Source organism: Mesorhizobium sp. B2-5-3, assembly GCF_006441005.1.
In the GTDB taxonomy this organism is placed as follows: Bacteria; Pseudomonadota; Alphaproteobacteria; order Rhizobiales; family Rhizobiaceae; genus Mesorhizobium.
In genome coordinates this window covers 36,044-54,740 of sequence record NZ_VFUS01000009.1, presented here as the reverse complement: position 1 = coordinate 54,740, position 18,697 = coordinate 36,044, and the positions used below count along the sequence as shown (strand labels likewise).

The 18,697-nt window shown below is 62.8% G+C and carries 16 protein-coding genes and 1 pseudogene; 10 read left to right on the top strand and 7 right to left on the bottom strand.

All coding sequences use genetic code 11. From position 1 onward, the window contains the following. Positions 1 to 156 precede the first annotated feature (156 nt). Positions 157 to 1,116: a LysR family transcriptional regulator gene (locus tag FJ867_RS21235; RefSeq protein WP_140498323.1), complete on the top strand. Its 960-nt coding sequence runs from the start codon at positions 157 to 159 to the stop codon at positions 1,114 to 1,116. A gap of 76 nt (positions 1,117 to 1,192) precedes the next feature. Here FJ867_RS21235 and FJ867_RS21230 read toward each other — a convergent pair whose 3' ends face one another. The 3 genes and pseudogenes from FJ867_RS21230 to FJ867_RS29110 all read right to left on the bottom strand — a co-directional run. Then, positions 1,193 to 1,825, bottom strand: a complete 633-nt coding sequence (locus tag FJ867_RS21230; protein WP_140515081.1) for an urea carboxylase-associated family protein — start codon at positions 1,823 to 1,825, stop codon at positions 1,193 to 1,195. Between the two features lie 17 nt (positions 1,826 to 1,842). Continuing rightward, on the bottom strand, positions 1,843 to 2,811 hold the full coding sequence (gene speB, locus FJ867_RS21225; RefSeq protein WP_140515080.1) for an agmatinase: 969 nt from the start codon (positions 2,809 to 2,811) through the stop codon (positions 1,843 to 1,845). 261 nt (positions 2,812 to 3,072) lie between these two features. Continuing rightward, a pseudogene (locus FJ867_RS29110) lies at positions 3,073 to 3,210 on the bottom strand (tyrosine-type recombinase/integrase); the annotation flags it as partial. 97 nt (positions 3,211 to 3,307) lie between these two features. On the opposite strand from FJ867_RS29110, the gene FJ867_RS21215 reads away from it, so the two are divergent. From FJ867_RS21215 to FJ867_RS21175, 9 genes are all read left to right on the top strand, one after another. Then, a complete protein-coding gene (locus tag FJ867_RS21215) occupies positions 3,308 to 4,054 on the top strand; it encodes an FCD domain-containing protein (RefSeq protein WP_140498326.1) in 747 nt (248 codons plus the stop codon). Between the two features lie 51 nt (positions 4,055 to 4,105). Next, positions 4,106 to 5,089, top strand: coding sequence for a substrate-binding domain-containing protein (locus FJ867_RS21210; RefSeq protein ID WP_140498327.1), 984 nt, complete (start codon positions 4,106 to 4,108; stop codon positions 5,087 to 5,089). Between the two features lie 80 nt (positions 5,090 to 5,169). Next, positions 5,170 to 7,077 carry a sugar ABC transporter ATP-binding protein gene (locus tag FJ867_RS21205; RefSeq protein WP_140515078.1) on the top strand — a complete coding sequence of 636 codons (1,908 nt, stop codon included), beginning with the start codon at positions 5,170 to 5,172 and terminating at the stop codon, positions 7,075 to 7,077. Between the two features lie 23 nt (positions 7,078 to 7,100). Further along, positions 7,101 to 8,039, top strand: a complete 939-nt coding sequence (locus FJ867_RS21200; RefSeq protein ID WP_224619126.1) for an ABC transporter permease — start codon at positions 7,101 to 7,103, stop codon at positions 8,037 to 8,039. Positions 8,040 to 8,054: 15 nt separating this feature from the next. Beyond that, complete coding sequence (locus FJ867_RS21195) at positions 8,055 to 10,010, top strand: hypothetical protein (RefSeq protein ID WP_140649851.1); 1,956 nt, start codon at positions 8,055 to 8,057, stop codon at positions 10,008 to 10,010. 41 nt (positions 10,011 to 10,051) lie between these two features. Further along, entirely contained in the window at positions 10,052 to 11,038 is a 987-nt protein-coding gene (gene denD, locus FJ867_RS21190) for a D-erythronate dehydrogenase (protein WP_140649853.1), read from the top strand. Between the two features lie 53 nt (positions 11,039 to 11,091). Next, positions 11,092 to 12,357: a 3-oxo-tetronate kinase gene (otnK, locus tag FJ867_RS21185; RefSeq protein ID WP_140623930.1), complete on the top strand. Its 1,266-nt coding sequence runs from the start codon at positions 11,092 to 11,094 to the stop codon at positions 12,355 to 12,357. Further along, the gene (gene otnC, locus FJ867_RS21180; protein WP_140623932.1) at positions 12,354 to 13,007 is read left to right on the top strand and encodes a 3-oxo-tetronate 4-phosphate decarboxylase; all 654 of its coding nucleotides are present in this window, start codon (positions 12,354 to 12,356) and stop codon (positions 13,005 to 13,007) included. The genes otnK and otnC overlap by 4 nt, the downstream gene beginning before the upstream one ends. Continuing rightward, positions 13,007 to 13,759 carry a TIM barrel protein gene (locus FJ867_RS21175; RefSeq protein WP_140623934.1) on the top strand — a complete coding sequence of 251 codons (753 nt, stop codon included), beginning with the start codon at positions 13,007 to 13,009 and terminating at the stop codon, positions 13,757 to 13,759. Before otnC ends, FJ867_RS21175 begins: the two co-directional genes overlap by 1 nt. Positions 13,760 to 14,161: 402 nt before the next feature. On the opposite strand, the gene guaA is transcribed toward FJ867_RS21175, so the two are convergent. The 4 genes from guaA to FJ867_RS21155 all read right to left on the bottom strand — a co-directional run bounded on the left by guaA (position 14,162) and on the right by FJ867_RS21155 (position 18,459). Then, positions 14,162 to 15,724 (bottom strand): glutamine-hydrolyzing GMP synthase, encoded by a 1,563-nt coding sequence (guaA, locus tag FJ867_RS21170; protein WP_140498335.1) that lies wholly within the window; start codon positions 15,722 to 15,724, stop codon positions 14,162 to 14,164. Between the two features lie 54 nt (positions 15,725 to 15,778). Beyond that, positions 15,779 to 16,447, bottom strand: coding sequence for a 5'-methylthioadenosine/S-adenosylhomocysteine nucleosidase (locus FJ867_RS21165; protein ID WP_140623936.1), 669 nt, complete (start codon positions 16,445 to 16,447; stop codon positions 15,779 to 15,781). A 134-nt stretch (positions 16,448 to 16,581) separates the two neighbouring features. Continuing rightward, positions 16,582 to 17,040, bottom strand: a complete 459-nt coding sequence (locus FJ867_RS21160; protein WP_027146613.1) for a PaaI family thioesterase — start codon at positions 17,038 to 17,040, stop codon at positions 16,582 to 16,584. A gap of 129 nt (positions 17,041 to 17,169) precedes the next feature. Next, positions 17,170 to 18,459, bottom strand: coding sequence for an RsmB/NOP family class I SAM-dependent RNA methyltransferase (locus FJ867_RS21155; protein WP_140649854.1), 1,290 nt, complete (start codon positions 18,457 to 18,459; stop codon positions 17,170 to 17,172). Positions 18,460 to 18,697 lie beyond the last annotated feature (238 nt).

The following is an 18,697-nucleotide window of genomic DNA, read 5'->3' as shown; positions in this document are numbered from 1 at the left end:
GCTTCCCCAGTGGCATGACGGCACGGCACCATCTGGTAGGGCAGCATGGCAGGATTGAATCTTTGATAAACATGGAAGGAATAGACTATACATCGAAGTTGACGATGTAAGGCTGATACCCAACACCGTCTGAGAGGCTCAAGGAGGAGTGTCAGAATGCGTCTGTCGGTTGCCGACATTCGTGCGCTCAGGGTTTTCCGCTCGGTGGTCGAGCATGGCGGATTTACCGGAGCACAGCTTGCTTTGGCGATGAGCCAATCGACGATCAGTTTCCAAATCAACGCGTTGGAGGAACGGCTGGGGTTTTCGCTATGCCAACGCGGCAGGCGCGGCTTCGAACTGACCGATAGGGGCACCGCGGTCTATGAATATTCCCATTCGCTGACTTCAGCGCTGTCGGCGTTCGAGATGCAGCTGGGCGAACTGCGCTCCAAGGCGACGGGTGTGCTGCGCGTCGGAATCGTCGATGCCACCGTTACCGATTCAGCCCTGGGCCTCGATGACGTCATTCATCAGTTCATCAAGAAAGCCAGCGAAGTCGATCTGCGCATCACCATCGGCTCGCCTGAACAGCTTATCGCGGAAACCGCCAAGGGCGGGATCGACTTCGCGATCTCCCCCCGCATCAAATTGCTGCCCGGCTATTCGCAGACCGAGTTCCATTATGAAATCAACTCGCTCTACTGCAGCGAGCGCCACCCGCTGTTTTCCCGCAAGCTGGTGACAAAGGCTGATGTGGAAGCATCGCAGATGGTGGTGCGCCCTTATGCCAACAAGTCGGAATTGCAGCATTTCCCCAACGCGCATGTCGGCGCCTATGCTTCGAATATCGAGGCGCAGGCGATGTATATCCTGAGCGGCCACTTCGTCGGCTATCTGCCGGATCACATGACCGTCACGTTTAGACAGAACAACCGGCTTAAGGCGCTGCTTATTCCCGAGGCGCAGATCCGCTCGCCCTTCGTCATCATCGCGCCAAAGCACAAGAAAGCGTCGCTGTCGCAGCGGATTTTTTTTCAGGAACTGCGCAAAAGGGTGGGGAGTGCCGAAAAATCGGCCGGAAAAGGGCAAGCCGCCGACGCAAAAAACAAGATGCCCAAGGTACGCGGCATGTAAAAACTCCTTTATGCATTGATCCCGAAAAGCGGGAGCCGCTTTTTCGGGATCAATGGTCTGGATGCAGGACTGCGCTTTAAAGGCGCGGCGCCTTGGCGTCGATCCGATAATGCGCTTCGGTTGGAACGCAGCCTTGACCGTTTACCGGAATGAGGTCCTGCGGGCAGGCTGAGAACGCGACGATCAAATCCATTTCCGCGCACATCGACACATAGGAGCCCGGTCCCGCCACCGGTGCCTCGAAGGTGACCGAACCGTCTTCGCCGACGGGAATGTTCATGAACAGGTTGAGCGGCGAAGGGGTTTCGGGTGGCGTCAGCCCGACCGCGCCGAGGGCCGTCGCCAGATTGTCGGTGCAGTTGTCATGGTGCCCGACATGGCCCAACTGCTGGTAGCGATAGCGGTCGCAGGCGGCGATCAGCGTATCGTGCACGCCACCCGACGTGTCCTGTATCAGGGTCAGCATCGGACGCCGCCTGTTGCTGCACAGCGTGTCGCCGTTCTTCGGGTTCACCTTGAGCATGGCTCCACGACTGTGCTCCATCGACATGAATTCCGCGATATCGTCGGCGCAGAAGGCCCAGGTGTCCACCACCTGGGTGCCGTGGGTGTTGATGACGGTGATCACCTGGCCTTGGGCAACGCGCGTCGCCACGCCCTGGCGGGCAGGAATGACGTGAACCTGACCGTTACTTGCGTTTGTTGGCATCGTTGAATTCCTTTCGTTCAGCGTCCGCGCGCTTCGTGTTCGACGAAGATATAGCCGAGAAAGTTCAGGAGTACCTGTGCTGCGAGAAAGCCGGTGATGCCCGAAGGGTCGTAGGCCGGGGCCACCTCGACGAGGTCGATGCCGACGACGTCGCCGCGCTTCACAAGGCCCCGGAGCATTTCCATTACTTCATAATACAGGAAGCCGCCATGGCTAGGCGTGCCAGTGCCCGGCGCAATCGACGGATCGAAACCGTCGATGTCGATCGTCACATAGTAGCGTACGCCTTCCGGAATGGTCGCCAGAACACCTTCGACCCCGAGCTTGCGCGCCTGGCGGACGGAAAGGATCGTCGAGCCGCGTTGGCGCGCATCCTCGTAACCGTCGCGGGCGGTCGAGGAGACGTTGCGGATGCCGATCTGGCTGAGGCCGCTAACATGCGACTGTTCGGCCGCGCGGCGCATCGGATTGCCGTGTCCTTCGCGCACGCCATGACGCACGTCGACAAAGTCGAGATGCGCATCGATCTGCACGATGTGAATGGGGCCATGTTCGCTGAACGCCCTGACGCAGGGAATGTTGATGGCATGGTCGCCGCCCAGAACGACGGGCAGCGCTCCGCGTTCAAGAATCTTGCGGACCGCCATTTCCGTATTCGCGTGGCTGGCCACGGTATCGGTATGCACGATATCTGCGTCGCCTATATCGACGATCCGCACCTTGTCGAGCGGCAGATAGATCTGGTCGTCCTCATGGTCGTAAGCGCCGGCATGACCGAAGGAAAACAGCGTCGAGGCCTCGCGGATGGCGCGGGGGCCGAAACGTGCACCGGAGCGGTACTGGGTCCCCATGTCGAAGGGCACACCCAGCACGGCGACATCCGCGTCGATCTTGTCCCAATCAAGGCAGATCGGCCGTTTACCGAAGGTGCTAAGCCCAACGAAGGGGAGATCGAGCCGCCCACCCTCATACCCGTGTCCAGACATCGAGACTCTCCCTTTCGGATAACCCTCACGCCATCCGGCAGCGACCTTCGATATGAGCCGAAGCGCTTAAGCTGGAGTGAAGCACGACAGGCCTGCGGTCTGTCTGCCTCGTGGCTAGCATGGTCCCGCCACTCCTATCCATCACGAGTATCGGGCGTTCATATCGATTTATCCGGAAATTGGCCGTATTAGGGTTAGAACAAGAGCAGCCCGAAATCGATGGAAGGAAGACTCCCGCTCCGCCGGTGAGCGCTGTCGTTCGAGCTTGCTGTGCCCGAGCAGCACCTGGATGACGCTGATGTCGACATCCTGCTCAAGCAGGTGAGTGGCGAAGCTGTGCCGGAGAGTATGCGGGCTGAGAACGTTCTCACCGCTCCCAAAGCAATATCTCTTGTCAGCCGAGATTTGACGGCCGCGTCTCGCTATTGACGCACAGCTGAAGCAGGCCTACTGGTACATATACCGGACCACTAGACCTCTTCGGATGTAAGGACGGATGGACCTACGAGCGATTCTGACCGACGACGGGAGTGCGCTTGGCGGCGTGCCGAAGCATTCGATGAAGGACTTCGTCGTCCAGAAGATCGCGACATTCATTGCGACCGGCATTCTTGACGTGGGGGACCCGTTGCCAAGCGAGCGTGAACTTGCGGGCGCTTTATCGGTAAGCCGCGAGACGGTGCGCGGTGCGATCCTAATCCTTTCCACAAAGGGCATCCTTTCCGTCGCCCAAGGCACGCGGACAGTGGTGGCCTCGACGGAAGTCGGGGAACTCGCGGTCCAATCGGCCCGCTATCGCGATATTTCCAGGTACAGTCTTGACGACGTGCATGAGGCGCGGTTGCTGATCGAAGATCAGGTGGCGCGGGCCGCGGCCGTCCGGGTTGAAGCCGCGACGCTCGAGACCCTGCAAAAATCGATCGAGGCGCAGGAAGCGGCGATCGACGATCCCGTTCGCTTCCTCATTTGCGATCGCGAATTTCACACGGCCATCTATCGGGCGGGCGGCAATGCCGCGCTGGCGGATATCGCCGCCGATCTCTATTCCTACCTTCTCGACCATCGGCGGCGAGCAGTCGCCCAGCCTTCAAGCATCGCAACGAGCATCGCCGATCACCGTGCCATTCTTGCGGGACTTGAGGCGCGCGATTCCGAGGCGGCCGCAAGGGCCTTCGCGGTCCACGAAACACGCATCTACACCACGACCAAGCAGCTTTTAACGCAATCCGCTCGAAAGGGATAAGAATAGGGGCGGATTGCCGGGCAACCATGCAGCACAACAGGAGGAGTTCCCATGCTGACAAGACGCCTTTTTGCCACCGCAGCCCTCGCGGGCGTTGTCGCGCTGACCGGCATTGCCGGGACGGCGACCGCCGCTCTCGCCGAATCCAAGGAGTTGGTCTATCTGACTCCAGGCCTTGATCTTGCCTTCTGGCGATACCTCTCCAAGGGCATCGAGAATGTCGCAACCAAGGGAGGCTACACCTATCAGGCGCTGGATTCGGGCAACAATGCCCAGACCCAGCTTAAAAATGCCAAGGACGCGATCGCCCGCGGCGTCGCCGGGATCATCATCTCTCCGACAGACAGTTCAACCGCGCCGGCCGTGCTCGATCTCGCCAAGCAGGCAAACATTCCCGTGGTCATCGCCGACATCGGCACGGACAGCGGCGACTATGTGTCCTTCATCATCTCTGACAATTATCAGGGCGCGAACGGCGTCGGCAAAGCGCTGGCCGAGGCAATGAAGGCCGCCGGCAAGCAGGACGGCAGCGTGGGCATTGTCGGCATCAGCCAGGCCCGCCTCAACGGCCAGGCCCGCACCAAGGGCTTCAAGGACGCGATGACAGAGGCTGGCATCACCAAGGAAGCCGGGCTGCAGCAGATGCAGACCTACACCGCGGACGAAACCTTCAAGTTCACGCAGGATATGACGACCGCGAATCCGGACATGAAGGGCCTCTTCGTCCAGACCGACGGCCCGACGCTGGGCGCGTTGCAGGCAATCAAGGCGGCCCGCCTCACCGGCGACGTGCTGGTTGCCGGATTCGACGGCGTGCCGGAATTCGTGCCGTTGCTGCAGTCGGGCGAACTGGTCGTTTCGGGCATGCAGCAGCCATATCTGATGGGGCAGGAATCGGGACGCGCGATGGTCGACCATCTCGGCGGCAAGACTCCCGAAAAGAAAATCCTCGTGCCGATCAAGATCGTGACCAGCAAGAACATCGAGCAGGAGCTTCCAACCATCAAGGAAACGGTCTTCGCCAACGAGATGTAATCGGGGCCTGGCCGACATAGGCCGTCCGGGGGCACCCTCCCCCGGACGCTTTATTCGTACCACTTGGAGTGTGTCCTCGGATGGTAGACAGCAGCAAGATTCCCGAGCCGCTTCTCGTGGCTCGTGGCGTCACCCGCCTGTTTGGGAACGCCTACGCGCTCAGCAACGCGTCGATAGCGCTCTGCCGGTACGAGATCTGCGGATTGCTGGGCGCGAACGGCGCGGGAAAATCGACGCTGTCACGGATCGTTTGCGGACACCTGCCGCCTTCATCGGGCGAGATACTCTTCAAGGGTGCTCCCTTGACCGTCGGATCCGCGCGCGACGCGCTGCGTTCCGGCATTGCCCTCGTGGCACAGGAAACCAGCCTGGCGCCCGACATGAGCGTGCTGGAGAATATCTTCCTACCCAGCTACGCGATGCCGGGCCGTCTGTCTTTCAGCCAGTTGCGACACAGGGCGCAGACCATCCTGTCGGAACTTGGCCACGACCACGTACTGCCACTCGACATCGAGGTGCGCCGGCTCTCGGCAGCGCAACGCCAACTCGTCGAAATAGCCAAGGCGCTGGCCCTCAACGCCGATCTTGTCATCTTCGACGAGCCGACGGCCTCCCTCTCGCCGATCGAGGTTGACCGGCTGTTCGAGATCATGGGGCGGCTGAAAAACAGCGGGAAGGCACTCGCCTTCGTGTCGCATCGGCTTGAGGAGGTCTTCGCAGTCACCGATCGCGTCACAATCCTGCGCGAGGGCAAGACCGTGGCCGAAAGCGTGCCTACGGCGGGGCTCACGCAGGCCGACGTCATCCGCCACATGGTGGGACGCGACATCGGAAATGTGTATCGAAAGGCCGTCTCGCGAGTGACCACTAACGAGCAGCCGGTGGCTCTGGAGGTAATTGGGCTCAAAGCCCCGCCTTTCGTGCGTGACGTCTCGTTCACGGTGCGCAGGGGTGAAATTCTCGGCCTCGGCGGGCTTGTCGGAGCTGGACGCTCGGAGAGCGCCGAAGCGATATTCGGACTGCGCCACCGCAGCCGCGGGCGCGTCCTTGTCGGCGGCAAGGAGATTGCCCCCAACAGCCCTATCGCGGCAATCCGCGCCGGTCTCGGAATGGTCGCCGAGGACCGGCGGGCCCAGAACATCGTGCCCGACATGACGGTCGGCGAAAATCTCTTCCTCGCCCAGATGGGCAAGCACAGGGGTTTCGGGCGAGGCCATTCGGCGCGCCGCAAGCAGGCCAGCGAGCTGATTTCGCGTCTCGACCTTCCGACCGACCGCATGGATGCAAACCTTCTGCACTTCTCCGGCGGCATGCAGCAGAAGATCATTATCGCGCGCTGGCTGCTGATCGAGCCCGAAGTGCTCATCCTCGACGAGCCTACGAAAGGCGTCGACATAGGGACACGCCAGGCAATCTACGAACTGCTGCGCGAGGTGGCCGAAAGGGGGATAGCCGTAGTCGTGATCTCCTCGGATTTCCAGGAATTACTGGGGATCTGCGAGCGGGTCGTCGTGGTGAGTGACGGCTATACCATCGCCGACCTGCCCGCCTCGCGACTGAGCGAAGAGAGCCTGACGCTGCTCGCCGCGCCCCGAAGCTCAGCCGAGCGCAACACGGCATTCCTGCGCGATCTTGTCGCCGGCCATGGCGGCACGGCATTTTGGGGATTGATCGACGACGACCGGTTCGTCTGCCTCGCCCTCGCCGAGGGTACGCCGGGTGCAACGATGGGACTCGCGGCCGGGCATGTCTATCTTGCGCAGGAGACGGCAATCCCCCTCGCGCTTGGAAGGCGTCAACCCGGCATCGTGACCGAGAATGACGGCCGCTCTACATTGCTTGCACCACTGTCCAATCGCCGAGGGCACGATCTGGGATGGATTGGGCTCAGCCTGCCGGCCGGCTCCAGGCTGCCGGACGCCGGGGCTCTGTCGGCCCGGATCGCCGGCCTGTTCGATACACCTCAAGACGAAAAGATCGACGCATGAACGCGCCCACACGATCCTTTGCGATGCCCAGATTCGCCAGCACGCTTGAGTTCCGGATGCTCTGCCTCGCCATGGTGCTTGCGGTGATCCTGTCGTTCATCTCGCCGCACTTCTTCACCGAGCGGAACATGTTCAACATACTCGACCAATCGGTGGTGCTTGGCATAGTTGCCGTCGGCATGACCCTGGTGATCCTGACTGGCGGCATCGACCTTTCCGTCGGGTCGGTCGCGGGCGTGACCGGCATCATCCTCGCCCTACTCCTGAAGGAATTCCCCATTCCGGTGGCGATCGCGCTCGCCATAGGTTGCGGCGCCCTGATCGGGCTTTTCTCCGGCGTTCTCATCGCAGTGTTCGGCCTGGCCCCCTTCGTGGTGACGCTCGGGGTCATGGCGATGGGGCGCAGTCTCGCCTACATCGTGTCGGGACAGCGCTCGATTTCGGGACTGCCCATGGGGCTGCAGAATATCGTCTACACGAACCTGCTGGGCATCCCCGCCAACGTCATCTTCCTCATCGCGCTCTACCTCGCCACCTGGGCGTGGCTGACATATTCCAAGGGCGGGCGAACCATCTACGCGGTCGGCTCGAACATTGAAGCCGCCCGGGCGGCCGGCCTCAACACCCTCTTCTACTCGATCTTTCCCTACGTGGCGTCCGGTGCCCTTTCGGCGACGGCGATGACCTTTTCGCTGGCGCAGATCATGTCGGCTGACCCGATCGGGGGGAACCAGCTTGAACTCGACGCCATCGCGGCCGTGGTCATCGGTGGCGCGAGCCTCTACGGCGGACGAGGCACGATATTCGGCACGCTGATGGGGGTTCTGATCATGGTGATGATCCGCAATGGCCTCAACCTGCTCGGCGTCTCGCCGTTCTGGCAGGGGACCGCCATCGGCGCCATCATCATCCTCGCCTTGCTGGCCGAGCGCCTCATCACCTGGAAATCGCGCCGCGTTTGAGACCGGGAGAATCCTATGACACAGTCCGATCCTTCCCGAGCCGTCCGCCTCTACGGCACGGAAGAACTACCGGCAGAGGAGTGGCTACTGAGCGCCGGGCCCCTCAGCGTGCTTTTCGACGGCGCGAACCTGCGCGACTTCCGCATGCATGGCGAAAAGGTGATCCGCGCAATCTCGTTCGTGGTCCGCGACAAGGACTGGGCGACGCTCATTCCGAAAATCACCGACCTGGTCGTCGAAAAGGACGACGATCGCTTTCGTGTGGCCTATCGCGCAAGCGTTGCCAGCAAAGGCGAGACCTTCGGCTATGACGTGGCCATCGCTGGTACCGCGGCAGGCGTTCTGACCTATTCGGCTCGCGGAACCACGCCGACCGGGCTTCTCACGAACCGGACCGGCTTTGTCGTCCTGCATCCCATAGAGGGGATAAGCGGCGCGGCCGCCACGATCACGCACACAAGCGGCGAGAAGGCCGAGACACGGTTTCCTGTGGAGATCGATCCGGTGCAGCCGATGATGGATCTGCGTGAAATCTCGCATCGTACTCCCGGCGGGCTGGAGGTCAGCTGCCTTATGGAGGGCGACGCGTTCGAGATGGAGGACCAGCGGAACTGGACCGACGCCTCCTACAAGACCTATGTTCGTCCCCTCGCTCTGCCCTGGCCGTACAGGATCGAGCCCGGCGAGGTCGTCGAACAGAAGATCACCCTGACCGTCAAGGGCTCTCCCAAGGGTCCGTCGCGTCAGGCGGGAGGCATCGCCGCCCTGACGCTCGGCGAGGCGGCGGACGCGATTCCACCTCTCGGCGTCGGATTGCATCCCGATGACGCTTCGGCCGCATTGCGGCATGTCGAGACGCTTGCCCAGCTCGGCGTCGCCCATGTCATCTGCCATTACGATCCGCGGTTCGGCCATGATGCCGAAACGCTGGCGAGGCAGGTCGAGATCGCCGTCGCAATGGGCGCCCAACCCTGGCTCGAAGCAGTGGTCGAGCATGCCGACGATGCTGGCGCCGCGGCGGAAATAGACTCCCTGGGCAAGGTGGCCGCGAGGCTCGATCATCGCTTCACGACGGTTCTGGTGTCGCCCGCACCCGATCTCAAATGCACGCTGCCCGGCAGCATCTGGCCGCCAGCGCCGGATGCGGCGAAGCTCTATGCGGCCGCGCGCGCGGCCTTCCCCGCATCTCGCATCGGCGGAGGCATGTTCAGCTTCTTCACCGAGCTCAACCGCAAACGTCCCCCGGCCGAGGCGATAGACCTCGTGACATTCACGACGGCGGCGATTTTTCATGCTGGTGACGACCGCTCCTTGATGGAGACGCTCGAATGCCTGCCGCATATTGTCAGGACCGTGCCGGCGATCGCCAAGGGCCGCCCATATTCCGTTGGGCCGTCCGCAATCGGGTTGCGCGACAATCCCTATGGCGAAGCGCCGGTCGCCAATCCCGCCAACATCCGGCAGGCGGTCAATTTCAATGATCCGCGCCAGCGGGGCGTCATGGGAGCGGCCTGGAACCTCGGCTACTTCGCCGCCTTCGCGGAAGGCGGCGCGGCGGCCATCGCGCTCGGCGCCGCGGTCGGCCCGTTCGGCGTCCTCTCCGTGCCGACGTCGTTTCCGCAGCCCTGGTTCGAAGGCAAGGGCGAGCTCTATCCTGTCTGGCACATCGTGCGAGGCCTGGCGAAGCTCAAAGGCTGCCCGCTCCGTCCGCTGCGATCGTCGGTCCCTGGCGCAGTGCGAGGAATCGCGGCGGTTACCGAAAAAGGCACCGAGCTGTGGTTATGCAACCCCTCGCCCAACGCGCTGGAGGTGCGCCTCCCCAAAGGCTTCGCGCGCGCTGCAATTCTTGACGCCTCATCTTTCGTCGCGGCATCGCGCCAACCGGATCTGCTCGATCGGCTGACGCATGACGGAACGCAAACCCTGTCGCTCGAAGCCTACGCAGTCGTGCGCGCGCTCAGGCAGGTCTGAAGCGGCATCACAAACCAGTCCCGGAAGAGAACGGAGCATCCATGCATATACTCATCATTGGCGCTGGTGGAATGATCGGCCGCAAACTCGCGGCCGAGCTTTCGCGGACAGCATCGCTTGGAGATCGAAAGATTGACCGGATGACGCTGGCGGACGTGACGAAGCCGCCGGTGCCAACCGGTGACATAGGTTTTGTCGAAGCCATTGCCGCCGATATTTCCGCTCCCGGCGCAGCGCAGGATCTGGCCGCGCGCCGCGCGGATGTGATCTTCCATCTCGCGGCCATCGTGTCCGGCGAAGCGGAACGCGATTTCGAGAAGGGCTATCGCATCAATATGGACGGCACGCGCGCTCTTTTCGAGGCGATCCGGCTGGAAGGAACCCGGCGGAAATATATCCCCAGGCTGGTGTTCACCTCCTCGGTTGCTGTCTATGGCGCGCCTCTGCCCGACCCTATTCCCGACGACTACATCCTTGCCCCGCTGACCAGCTACGGCACCCAGAAGGCGATATCCGAGCTGTTGCTGGCCGACTACTCGCGCCGCGGCTTCCTCGACGGCGTCGGGATACGCCTGCCGACGATCGTCATTCGGCCCGGCACTCCCAACGCGGCAGCCTCGGGCTTCTTCTCCGGCATCCTGCGCGAGCCACTCGCCGGGCAGCGCTCCGTGCTGCCGGTGAAGGAGACCGTCAAGCATTGGCTGGCGAGCCCGCGCTCGGCGGTAGCCTTCCTCATCCATGCCGCGATGCTCGATACATCCGCGCTGGGCGCCCGGCGCACGCTGAACATGCCGGGTGTCGCGGCCACGGTCTCCGACCAGATTGCCGCGCTCCGCCGCGTGGCAGGGGCCGAAGCCGAGGCGTTGATAGACCGCAAGCCGGACGAGGCGATCGAGGCCATTATTGCCGGGTGGCCGAAATCCTTCACGCCCAGGCTGGCCACCAGTCTGGGCTTTGTGGCCGAAAGCACGGTCGATGAACTGATCGCGGTTTACCTGGCGGACGACGCCCCGAAGACCATCCCTTAACCGTTAGGGCATGGTCGCCAAAGTTCCGTGAAAGTTGAAACTGGGAAATTCCGATGCTTCTGGGCTGCATAGGCGATGATTTCACCGGGTCTTCCGACCTGGCCAACACGCTTGCCAAGGGGGGCATGCGCACGGTCCAGTACAACGGCGTTCCCAACACCGCCTCCGACCGCTCGGTTGACGCGGGCGTCGTTGCCCTGAAGACCAGAACGATATCCGCCTCGGAGGCGGTGAAGCAGTCGCTCGCGGCGTTGGAGTGGCTTCGACGCCAAGGCTGCCGCCAATATCTGTTCAAGTACTGCTCGACATTCGACTCGACGCCCGAAGGCAATATCGGTCCCGTGCTGGACGCTCTTGGCGACGCGTTGGGAGCGGCACGCGCGATCGTCTGTCCGGCGTTTCCCGCAACCGGCCGGTCGATCTACCAGGGGCATCTTTTCGTCAACGATCGGCTGTTGAGCGAATCCGGCATGGAGAAGCATCCGCTTACGCCGATGACGGATCCCGATCTGCGGCGTTGGCTTTCGCGACAGACCGCGCGCGGGATCGGCCATGTCCCCTACGATGTCGTAGCGGGAGGCCCCCTCCCGATCAGGGATGCTCTGGAGGCGGCATCTGCCAGCGGCTCTCGCTACGTCGTGGTCGATGCCATTCTGGACAAGGATCTTATCGCCATTGGCGAGGCTGCCGAAGCCGATGTCCTGCTCAGCGGCGGTTCGGGAATAGCGCTTGGACTTCCGGCCAACTTTCGTCGGGCCGGGTTGATCGGCACGGCGGCCACGCATTGGAAGGGAATACAGGGGCCAGGGGCCGCGCTTTGCGGTTCGTGCTCGACCATGAGCCGGCGCCAGATTGCCGAGCACCGGAAAAGCCATCCGACGCGCGTTGTGGAGGTGGATGCGGTCGTGGACGGCACGGCCAATCCTGTTGAATATGCCGAGTGGGCGATCGGCCACCAGCACCACGGCTTGCCATTGGTGTTCTCGTCGGCCGAGCCCGAAGCCGTCGCCGCCGCACAGAACCGCTACGGGAAGGAGCGCGTCGCGACGGCAGTTGAAGGTTTTTTCGGCGAACTGGCGCGTCAGCTTTCGGCGCGTGGCGTGCGCCGGCTGGTTACGGCGGGCGGCGAGACATCGGGGGCTGTCGTATCGGCGCTCGACATTTCGTCGTTCGAGATCGGACCGGAGATCGACCCCGGTGTTCCGGCGTTGAAGGCGGGTGACCCGGATATGGTGCTCGCCCTTAAATCGGGCAATTTCGGTTCGGCCGGGTTCTTCGAAAAGGCAGCCGACGTCCTTACGGGAGGCGTTCTACAATGAGCGATGAAACAAGACTCAGGGATCAGATCTGCAGCATCGCTGCGTCCATGTTCGCGCGCGGCCTCACTGCGGGAAGCTCGGGGAACATCTCCGCCCGCCTCGGCGATGGTCGGCTGCTCGTCACGCCGACAGGATCGTCCTTTGGCGCGCTCGACCCCGCCCGCCTGTCGCTCTTCGACGCTGAGGGACGGTTCCTGGACGGCGACAAGCCGACAAAGGAGATGCCGCTGCATCAGGCGTTCTACGAGACACGCGGCGCGCGCACCGGAGCGGTCGTCCATCTTCATTCGACCCATTCTGTCGCGGTTTCGCTTCTGCCCGACGTCGATCCCGACAGCGTCTTCAAGCCGCTGACGGCCTATTCGATCATGCGGCTGGGAAAGGTGAAACTGCTGCCCTACATCCGGCCCGGCGATCCGGCGATGGGAGACGCCGTGCGCGGACTCGCCGGGAAACGGTCGGCCGTATTGCTGGCCCACCACGGACCCGTCGTCGCCGGCAAGGATCTCGAAGCCGCCGCCTATGCGATGGAGGAACTTGAGGAAACGGCCAAGCTCACGCTTCTCACCCAGGGCTTGCGGCCCAAGATCCTCGCGGCTCCGCAAATTCGCGAGTTGGTGGAACACTTTGACGTGGAGTGGGACGACTGATGCAACTTTCGGCCAATCTGGGATTTCTCTTTCGTGACCTAGCGCTTCCGGATGCGATCCGCGCGGCCAAGCGGCGCGGTTTCGCGGCGGTCGAGATGCATTGGCCGTACGATACCGACGCATCGGTGGTCGCGGCGCTGCTCGCCGAAACCGGTCTTCCGCTGCTTGGCATCAACACGGCCCGGGGGGATGTTGGGGCGGGCGATTTCGGCCTCTCCGCGCTGCCGGGCCGTGAAACGGAAGCGCGCGCGGCGATCGACCAGGCGGTTCAATGGGCAGCCGTAACAGGCTGTCGCAACATCCATGTGATGGCAGGAAAGGCAATCGGCGACGAAGCCTTCGCGACGTTCACCGGCAATTTGCGGTACGCTTCGAAGGCGGCGGCACGGCACAACATCGGCATATTGATCGAGCCCCTGAACCCGCGCGATGCGCCGGGCTATTTCCTCTCCGACCTTTCCACCGCATTGCGTGTGATCGATGCGACAGACGGTGCGGTAAAGGTAATGTTCGACTGCTATCACATGCAGATCATTCAAGGCGATTTGCTTAACTCGGTAAGGCAATTTTCCGACAAGATCGGCCATATCCAATTCGCCGCCGTACCGGATCGTAGCGAGCCCGATCACGGCGAGGTGGACTATGGCTGGCTCCTGCGCGCAATCGCGGACGCCGGCTATGATGGCGCATTCGGCGCCGAATATCGCCCCACTACCGATTCCTTTGCTTGGATGAAGCGTTTCGACCACTAGAGGCCTGAGTGCGCGTGCTTGGCGCGGCACGCTTTCGGCCCCGGTGGAGCCGATATCCACGCCAGACAGGAGGCGTGAGAACACCCGGTCGATAGCGGATCTGCCGCGTTCGGGATGGCCTTAGGCTAGAAAGCCGACCTTGCGTTCGAGGGGCCAATGCAACTGCCAGGGTCATATGCTGCTATGCTGCGATCAGGGACAAATGTCCCCTTTCAGAAGTTTGCAGAGCAAGTCTGTTCGACTGATATACGGCGCAAAGACGTCGTTCGCGTCATCAGCCGGGGTTGGCGATCTTCTCTGCGCACCGATTGTGGCTGATTGTCCCAGATAGGATTTATATTTGTTATCAGACAGTTACGCCGCGGATTGGCGTATTTTCGGCGGCGTTTGAGTGGGCCTGAATCACTCCCACTCAATTGTTCCCGGCGGCTTCGACGTCACATCATAGACCACGCGGTTGATGCCGCGGACCTCGTTGATGATGCGGGTGGCGGCGGCGCCCAGGAAGGCCATGTCGTAGTGATAGAAATCTGCCGTCATGCCGTCGACCGAGGTGACGGCGCGCAGCGCGCAGACGAATTCGTAGGTGCGGCCGTCGCCCATGACGCCGACCGTCTGCACCGGCAAGAGCACGGCGAAGGCCTGCCAGATGGCGTCATAGAGGCCGGCCTTGCGGATCTCGTCGAGATAGATGGCGTCGGCTTCGCGCAGGATCTCCAGCTTCTCGCGCGTGATGCCGCCGGGGCAGCGTATGGCGAGACCCGGGCCCGGGAACGGGTGGCGGCCGATGAAACTCTCGGGCAGGCCGAGTTCCTTGCCAAGTGCGCGGACCTCGTCCTTGAACAGTTCGCGCAGCGGCTCGACCAGCTTCATGTTCATGCGCTCGGGCAGGCCGCCGACATTGTGGTGCGACTTGATCGTCACCGACGGGCCACCGGTGAAGGAGACGCTTTCGATGACGTCGGGATAGAGCGTGCCTTGCGCCAGGAAATCGGCGCCACCGAGTTTCTTGGCCTCTTCCTCGAACACCTCGATGAAGAGCCGGCCAATGGTCTTGCGTTTCTTCTCGGGATCCGCCTCGCCTTCGAGCGCACCGATGAAGCGATCCGACGCGTTCACCAGAATGAGCGGCAAATTGTAATGTTCACGGAACATCGAAACGACGCCGGCGGCCTCGTCTTTACGCATCAGGCCATGGTCGACGAGGATGCAAGTGAGTTGGTCACCGACGGCCTCGTGGATGAGCAGCGCGGCGACCGAGGAGTCGACCCCGCCCGAGAGCGCGCAGATGACCTTGCCCTTGCCGACCTGCTTGCGGATCGCCTCGACCGCGTGCTCGCGGTAGGCGCGCATCGTCCAGTCGCCCTCGATGCCGGCGATGTTGTGGACGAAATTCCTGAGCAGCCGGGCGCCGTCGGGCGTATGCACCACTTCCGGATGGAACATGATGCCATACATCTTGCGCTCGACATTGCCGAAGATGGCGAAGGGCGAGCCTTCCGACTTGCCGAACACCTCGAACCCCTTGGGCAAGGAGATGACGCGGTCGCCATGGCTCATCCACACCTGGTGACGCTGGCCGATTGCCCAGAGGCCCTCGAACAGCGGACTTTCCTTCTCGATCTCGACGAAGGCGCGGCCGAATTCGCGATGATTGGAGCTTTCGGCAACGCCGCCCATCTGCACGCACATGGCCATCTGGCCATAGCAGATGCCGAGCACCGGCACGCCGGCCTCGAAGACGATCTGCGGCGCCCGCGGACTGCCGATATCCGTGGTCGAGGCCGGACCGCCGGACAGGATCACGGCTTTTGGATTGATGCGCTTGAATGCCGCCTCGGCCGACTGGAACGGCACGATCTCGGAAAACACGCCGGCCTCGCGGATGCGGCGGGCAATGAGCTGGGTGAACTGGCTGCCGAAATCGACAATCAGGACGGTGTCGGGTTGATTGGCTGTTTTCATGGCGAGCGTTTAGAGAAAGAAACGAGTCGACGCAATGGGTTGCGAACCTGACTTTCAGACCGGTCCCGTCACGTCACCGGGAGATGCCGTCCGAAGCAAGCCCGAGCCGATCGCCTGTTCGAGGCGCATGACGGCATCCGCCAGCTTTTCGTCGATGACGTGCAGATATTCGGTCCAGTCGCCGACATGCCTGAGATCAGCCGCGCCGTCGGAAATGCCGCGCAGCCCAATCAGGGGCACGTCGAACAACTGGCAGGCGCGCAGGCAGGCGAAGGTCTCCATGTCGACCATGTCTGCCGCAATTGCATCAAAGGCCGCGCCGGTGATGATTGCGCCGCCGGTCGACAGCGTCGCCTCCTTTATGCCCGGGATGCGCAACGGCAGCGGCACCGTAACCGGCAAATCGAGAAATGGCGTCGCGCCCTTCTCGAAGCCGAGCGGCGAGGCGTCGATGTCGCGATAGCTGACCGAGACCGCCTGATAGATTTCCGTCTGCTCCAAGGTCCGGCTGCCGGCCGAGCCGAGCGACACGACGAGGTCCGGCAGCGCCTTTTGCGACTTCAGCCAGGACAATTCGGCGCCAAGCCGGACGGCTGCCTCGACCGGGCCGACACCGGTCATCAGCGGGGTGAACAGCCGCTGTAGATGCGGCCCGTATTCGGCCTGTGCAGCCATGACGAAAAGGACATCCTTGCCGGACAGGCGCGACACTTTGTCGGTCATGATGATTTACTCCTCCCTGTCCTGCAGTCTTCACCGCCTGCTCGCCGGGACCCGCTGCCTGCGGCAGCTCCCGGCGTTCGTGGCCTTTCATCGTGCCACTGGCACGATGAATTCGCCTGCGGCGAACCTGCGACTCACCCAGCAATCCCGTCGCGGCCCACCATCGTCATCATGGTGCCGGTCATGGTGGCGATCAACTTGGCTTCGCCGTCGGCGGCGAAGGCATAGGCCTGGCCGTCGGCGACGATGATGGTGCGGCCGGGCTTGGTGACCGAGCCGCGGAACAGGAAGCGCTCACCCCTGCCCGGCGCCAGCAGATTGACCTTGAATTCGATGGTCAGCACCCCGGAATTCTCCGGCATCAGCGAGAAGGCCGCATAGCCGCAGGCCGAGTCCAGCGCGGTCGAGATGACGCCGGCATGCAGGAAACCGTGCTGCTGGGTGAGTGCGGCCGAATAGGGCATCTCGATTTCGATGATGCCGGGCGTCACCAGCGTCAATTCGGCGCCGATGGTCGCCATCGCCTGCTGGCGCGCGAAGGACGCCCTGACGCGGTCCTCATAGTCCGGAGCGGGTACGATCTTTGCTGCCATGGCCGTCGCTGCTTTCACTTTTGCCGGAAAAGCTTATTGCAGAGGCGTGAGCGGCAAGCAATCATCCAATGCTGCACTGCAGCAATTTGGTCTCGAGGGCGCGCAGGACGGCTTCGCTTTCCGCTCCATTCAGGAAGCCCTACGCAGCGCGCAGATGTAGAAACCGTCGGTGCCGCTCAGCGCCGGCGACAGGCAGATACCGCCCAGCGCGCCGAGCCGCATCGCCGTTTCATGGCCGGGAAAACGGCTGTCCCAGAGCCGGCGATGGTCGACCGGGGCAAAACCGCCATTGCGCTGGCAAAACGCTGCGACCTGGTCGCCATTCTCCTCGTCGAACACCGAACAGGTGACGTAGACTAGCAGGCCACCCGGCTTGACGAAGCTGCTTGCGGCATCGAGGATCGCCATCTGCTCGCCCTTGCGGGCGTCGAGCTGCCTTTGCGTCAGCCGCCATTTGGCATCCGGGCGCCGCCGCCAGGTGCCGCTGCCGGTGCAAGGCGCGTCGACCAGGACGAGGTCCATATGGCCAGTGAGCGGCGACAATTCCGCCGGCTTGGTGACGATCTGCACGTTGCGGTTTTCCGAGCGGCGGATGCGGTCGAAGATCGGCGCCAGCCGCGCCTTCTCGGCATCATGGGCGAAGACATGACCCGTATTGCCCATCGCCGCCGACAGCGCCAGCGTCTTGCCGCCGGCGCCGGCGCAGAAATCGAGCACCTGCATTCCAGGCTCGGCGCCGGCAAGAGCGGCGGCGATTTGCGATCCCTCGTCCTGGACTTCGAACCAGCCCTTCTGGAAAGCCGGCTCGGCCTGCACGTTGGGATGCCGGCCGTCGCCGTCGATCGGCGGTATGCGAATGCCTTGGGGCGCGATTTGGGCTGGCTTGGCGCCGGTTTCGGCAAGTTCCGCCAGCACTTTGGCCCGATCGGCCTGCAAAGTGTTGACGCGGATGTCGAGCGGCGGGCGGGTGGCGAGCGCCGCGCCCTCCTCGACCCAGGCCTCACCGAACGCGCGTTGCAAAAGCGGCTCGCACCAATCCGGTATGTCGGCGCGCACCGCGGGCGAGGCGTCGGCAAGCCGCCGCTCGTCGGTTGCCTGGAGTTCGGTAGCCGTCAGCAGCGGCGGCGCGAACTTGTCGCCGTCGAGCGCTTCGTTGAGCGAGCGCGCAGTCTGGCCCCATTCGAGCAGCAGGGCGCCGAAGCCGATGGCGCGCGGCGTGTCCTCGCCCAGCAGCCAGCCTGCCGAGCGCTTGCGGCGCAGCGCATCGTAGACGATGTTGCCGATCGCCGCGCGATCGCCGCCGCCGGCGAAGCGGTGCGACAGGCCCCAGTCCTTCAGCGCATCGGCCACCGGCCGGTGACGCCGGCCAATGTCTTCCAGCACTTCGATGGCCGCAGCCAGCCGTCCGCCTAGTCGCATTCTTCAGTCCACCAAATCGAGCGCATCATCTCGGTCTGCTCTTAGAGCCTTTCACGGTGAGATTGAACCCCGCCCCCTCTCGCGACGGCAGGCCGCCTGTTGAGATCGGCGAAAACCGCTCGATCAATAAATCTTCCGGTGCGGTCAACAGCAGATCGTCAATAAATGCAAGCTCTCTAATGTTATTAACTGGCGGCTGCAAGCACGGTAGGGATGCGACAACTCAGCTTTCCAAGTT

Coding starts and splice junctions, on each gene's coding strand:
- FJ867_RS21165 (WP_140623936.1), bottom strand. CDS start 16,447: ATGACCGACAAAGTGTCGCGCCTGTCCGGCAAGGATGTCCTTTTCGTC.
- otnK (WP_140623930.1), top strand. CDS start 11,092: ATGCTTCTGGGCTGCATAGGCGATGATTTCACCGGGTCTTCCGACCTG.
- FJ867_RS21160 (WP_027146613.1), bottom strand. CDS start 17,040: ATGGCAGCAAAGATCGTACCCGCTCCGGACTATGAGGACCGCGTCAGG.
- FJ867_RS21200 (WP_224619126.1), top strand. CDS start 7,101: ATGCCCAGATTCGCCAGCACGCTTGAGTTCCGGATGCTCTGCCTCGCC.
- FJ867_RS21195 (WP_140649851.1), top strand. CDS start 8,055: ATGACACAGTCCGATCCTTCCCGAGCCGTCCGCCTCTACGGCACGGAA.
- FJ867_RS21205 (WP_140515078.1), top strand. CDS start 5,170: ATGGTAGACAGCAGCAAGATTCCCGAGCCGCTTCTCGTGGCTCGTGGC.
- FJ867_RS21235 (WP_140498323.1), top strand. CDS start 157: ATGCGTCTGTCGGTTGCCGACATTCGTGCGCTCAGGGTTTTCCGCTCG.
- FJ867_RS21230 (WP_140515081.1), bottom strand. CDS start 1,825: ATGCCAACAAACGCAAGTAACGGTCAGGTTCACGTCATTCCTGCCCGC.
- otnC (WP_140623932.1), top strand. CDS start 12,354: ATGAGCGATGAAACAAGACTCAGGGATCAGATCTGCAGCATCGCTGCG.
- speB (WP_140515080.1), bottom strand. CDS start 2,811: ATGTCTGGACACGGGTATGAGGGTGGGCGGCTCGATCTCCCCTTCGTT.
- FJ867_RS21175 (WP_140623934.1), top strand. CDS start 13,007: ATGCAACTTTCGGCCAATCTGGGATTTCTCTTTCGTGACCTAGCGCTT.
- denD (WP_140649853.1), top strand. CDS start 10,052: ATGCATATACTCATCATTGGCGCTGGTGGAATGATCGGCCGCAAACTC.
- FJ867_RS21210 (WP_140498327.1), top strand. CDS start 4,106: ATGCTGACAAGACGCCTTTTTGCCACCGCAGCCCTCGCGGGCGTTGTC.
- FJ867_RS21215 (WP_140498326.1), top strand. CDS start 3,308: ATGGACCTACGAGCGATTCTGACCGACGACGGGAGTGCGCTTGGCGGC.
- FJ867_RS21155 (WP_140649854.1), bottom strand. CDS start 18,459: ATGCGACTAGGCGGACGGCTGGCTGCGGCCATCGAAGTGCTGGAAGAC.
- guaA (WP_140498335.1), bottom strand. CDS start 15,724: ATGAAAACAGCCAATCAACCCGACACCGTCCTGATTGTCGATTTCGGC.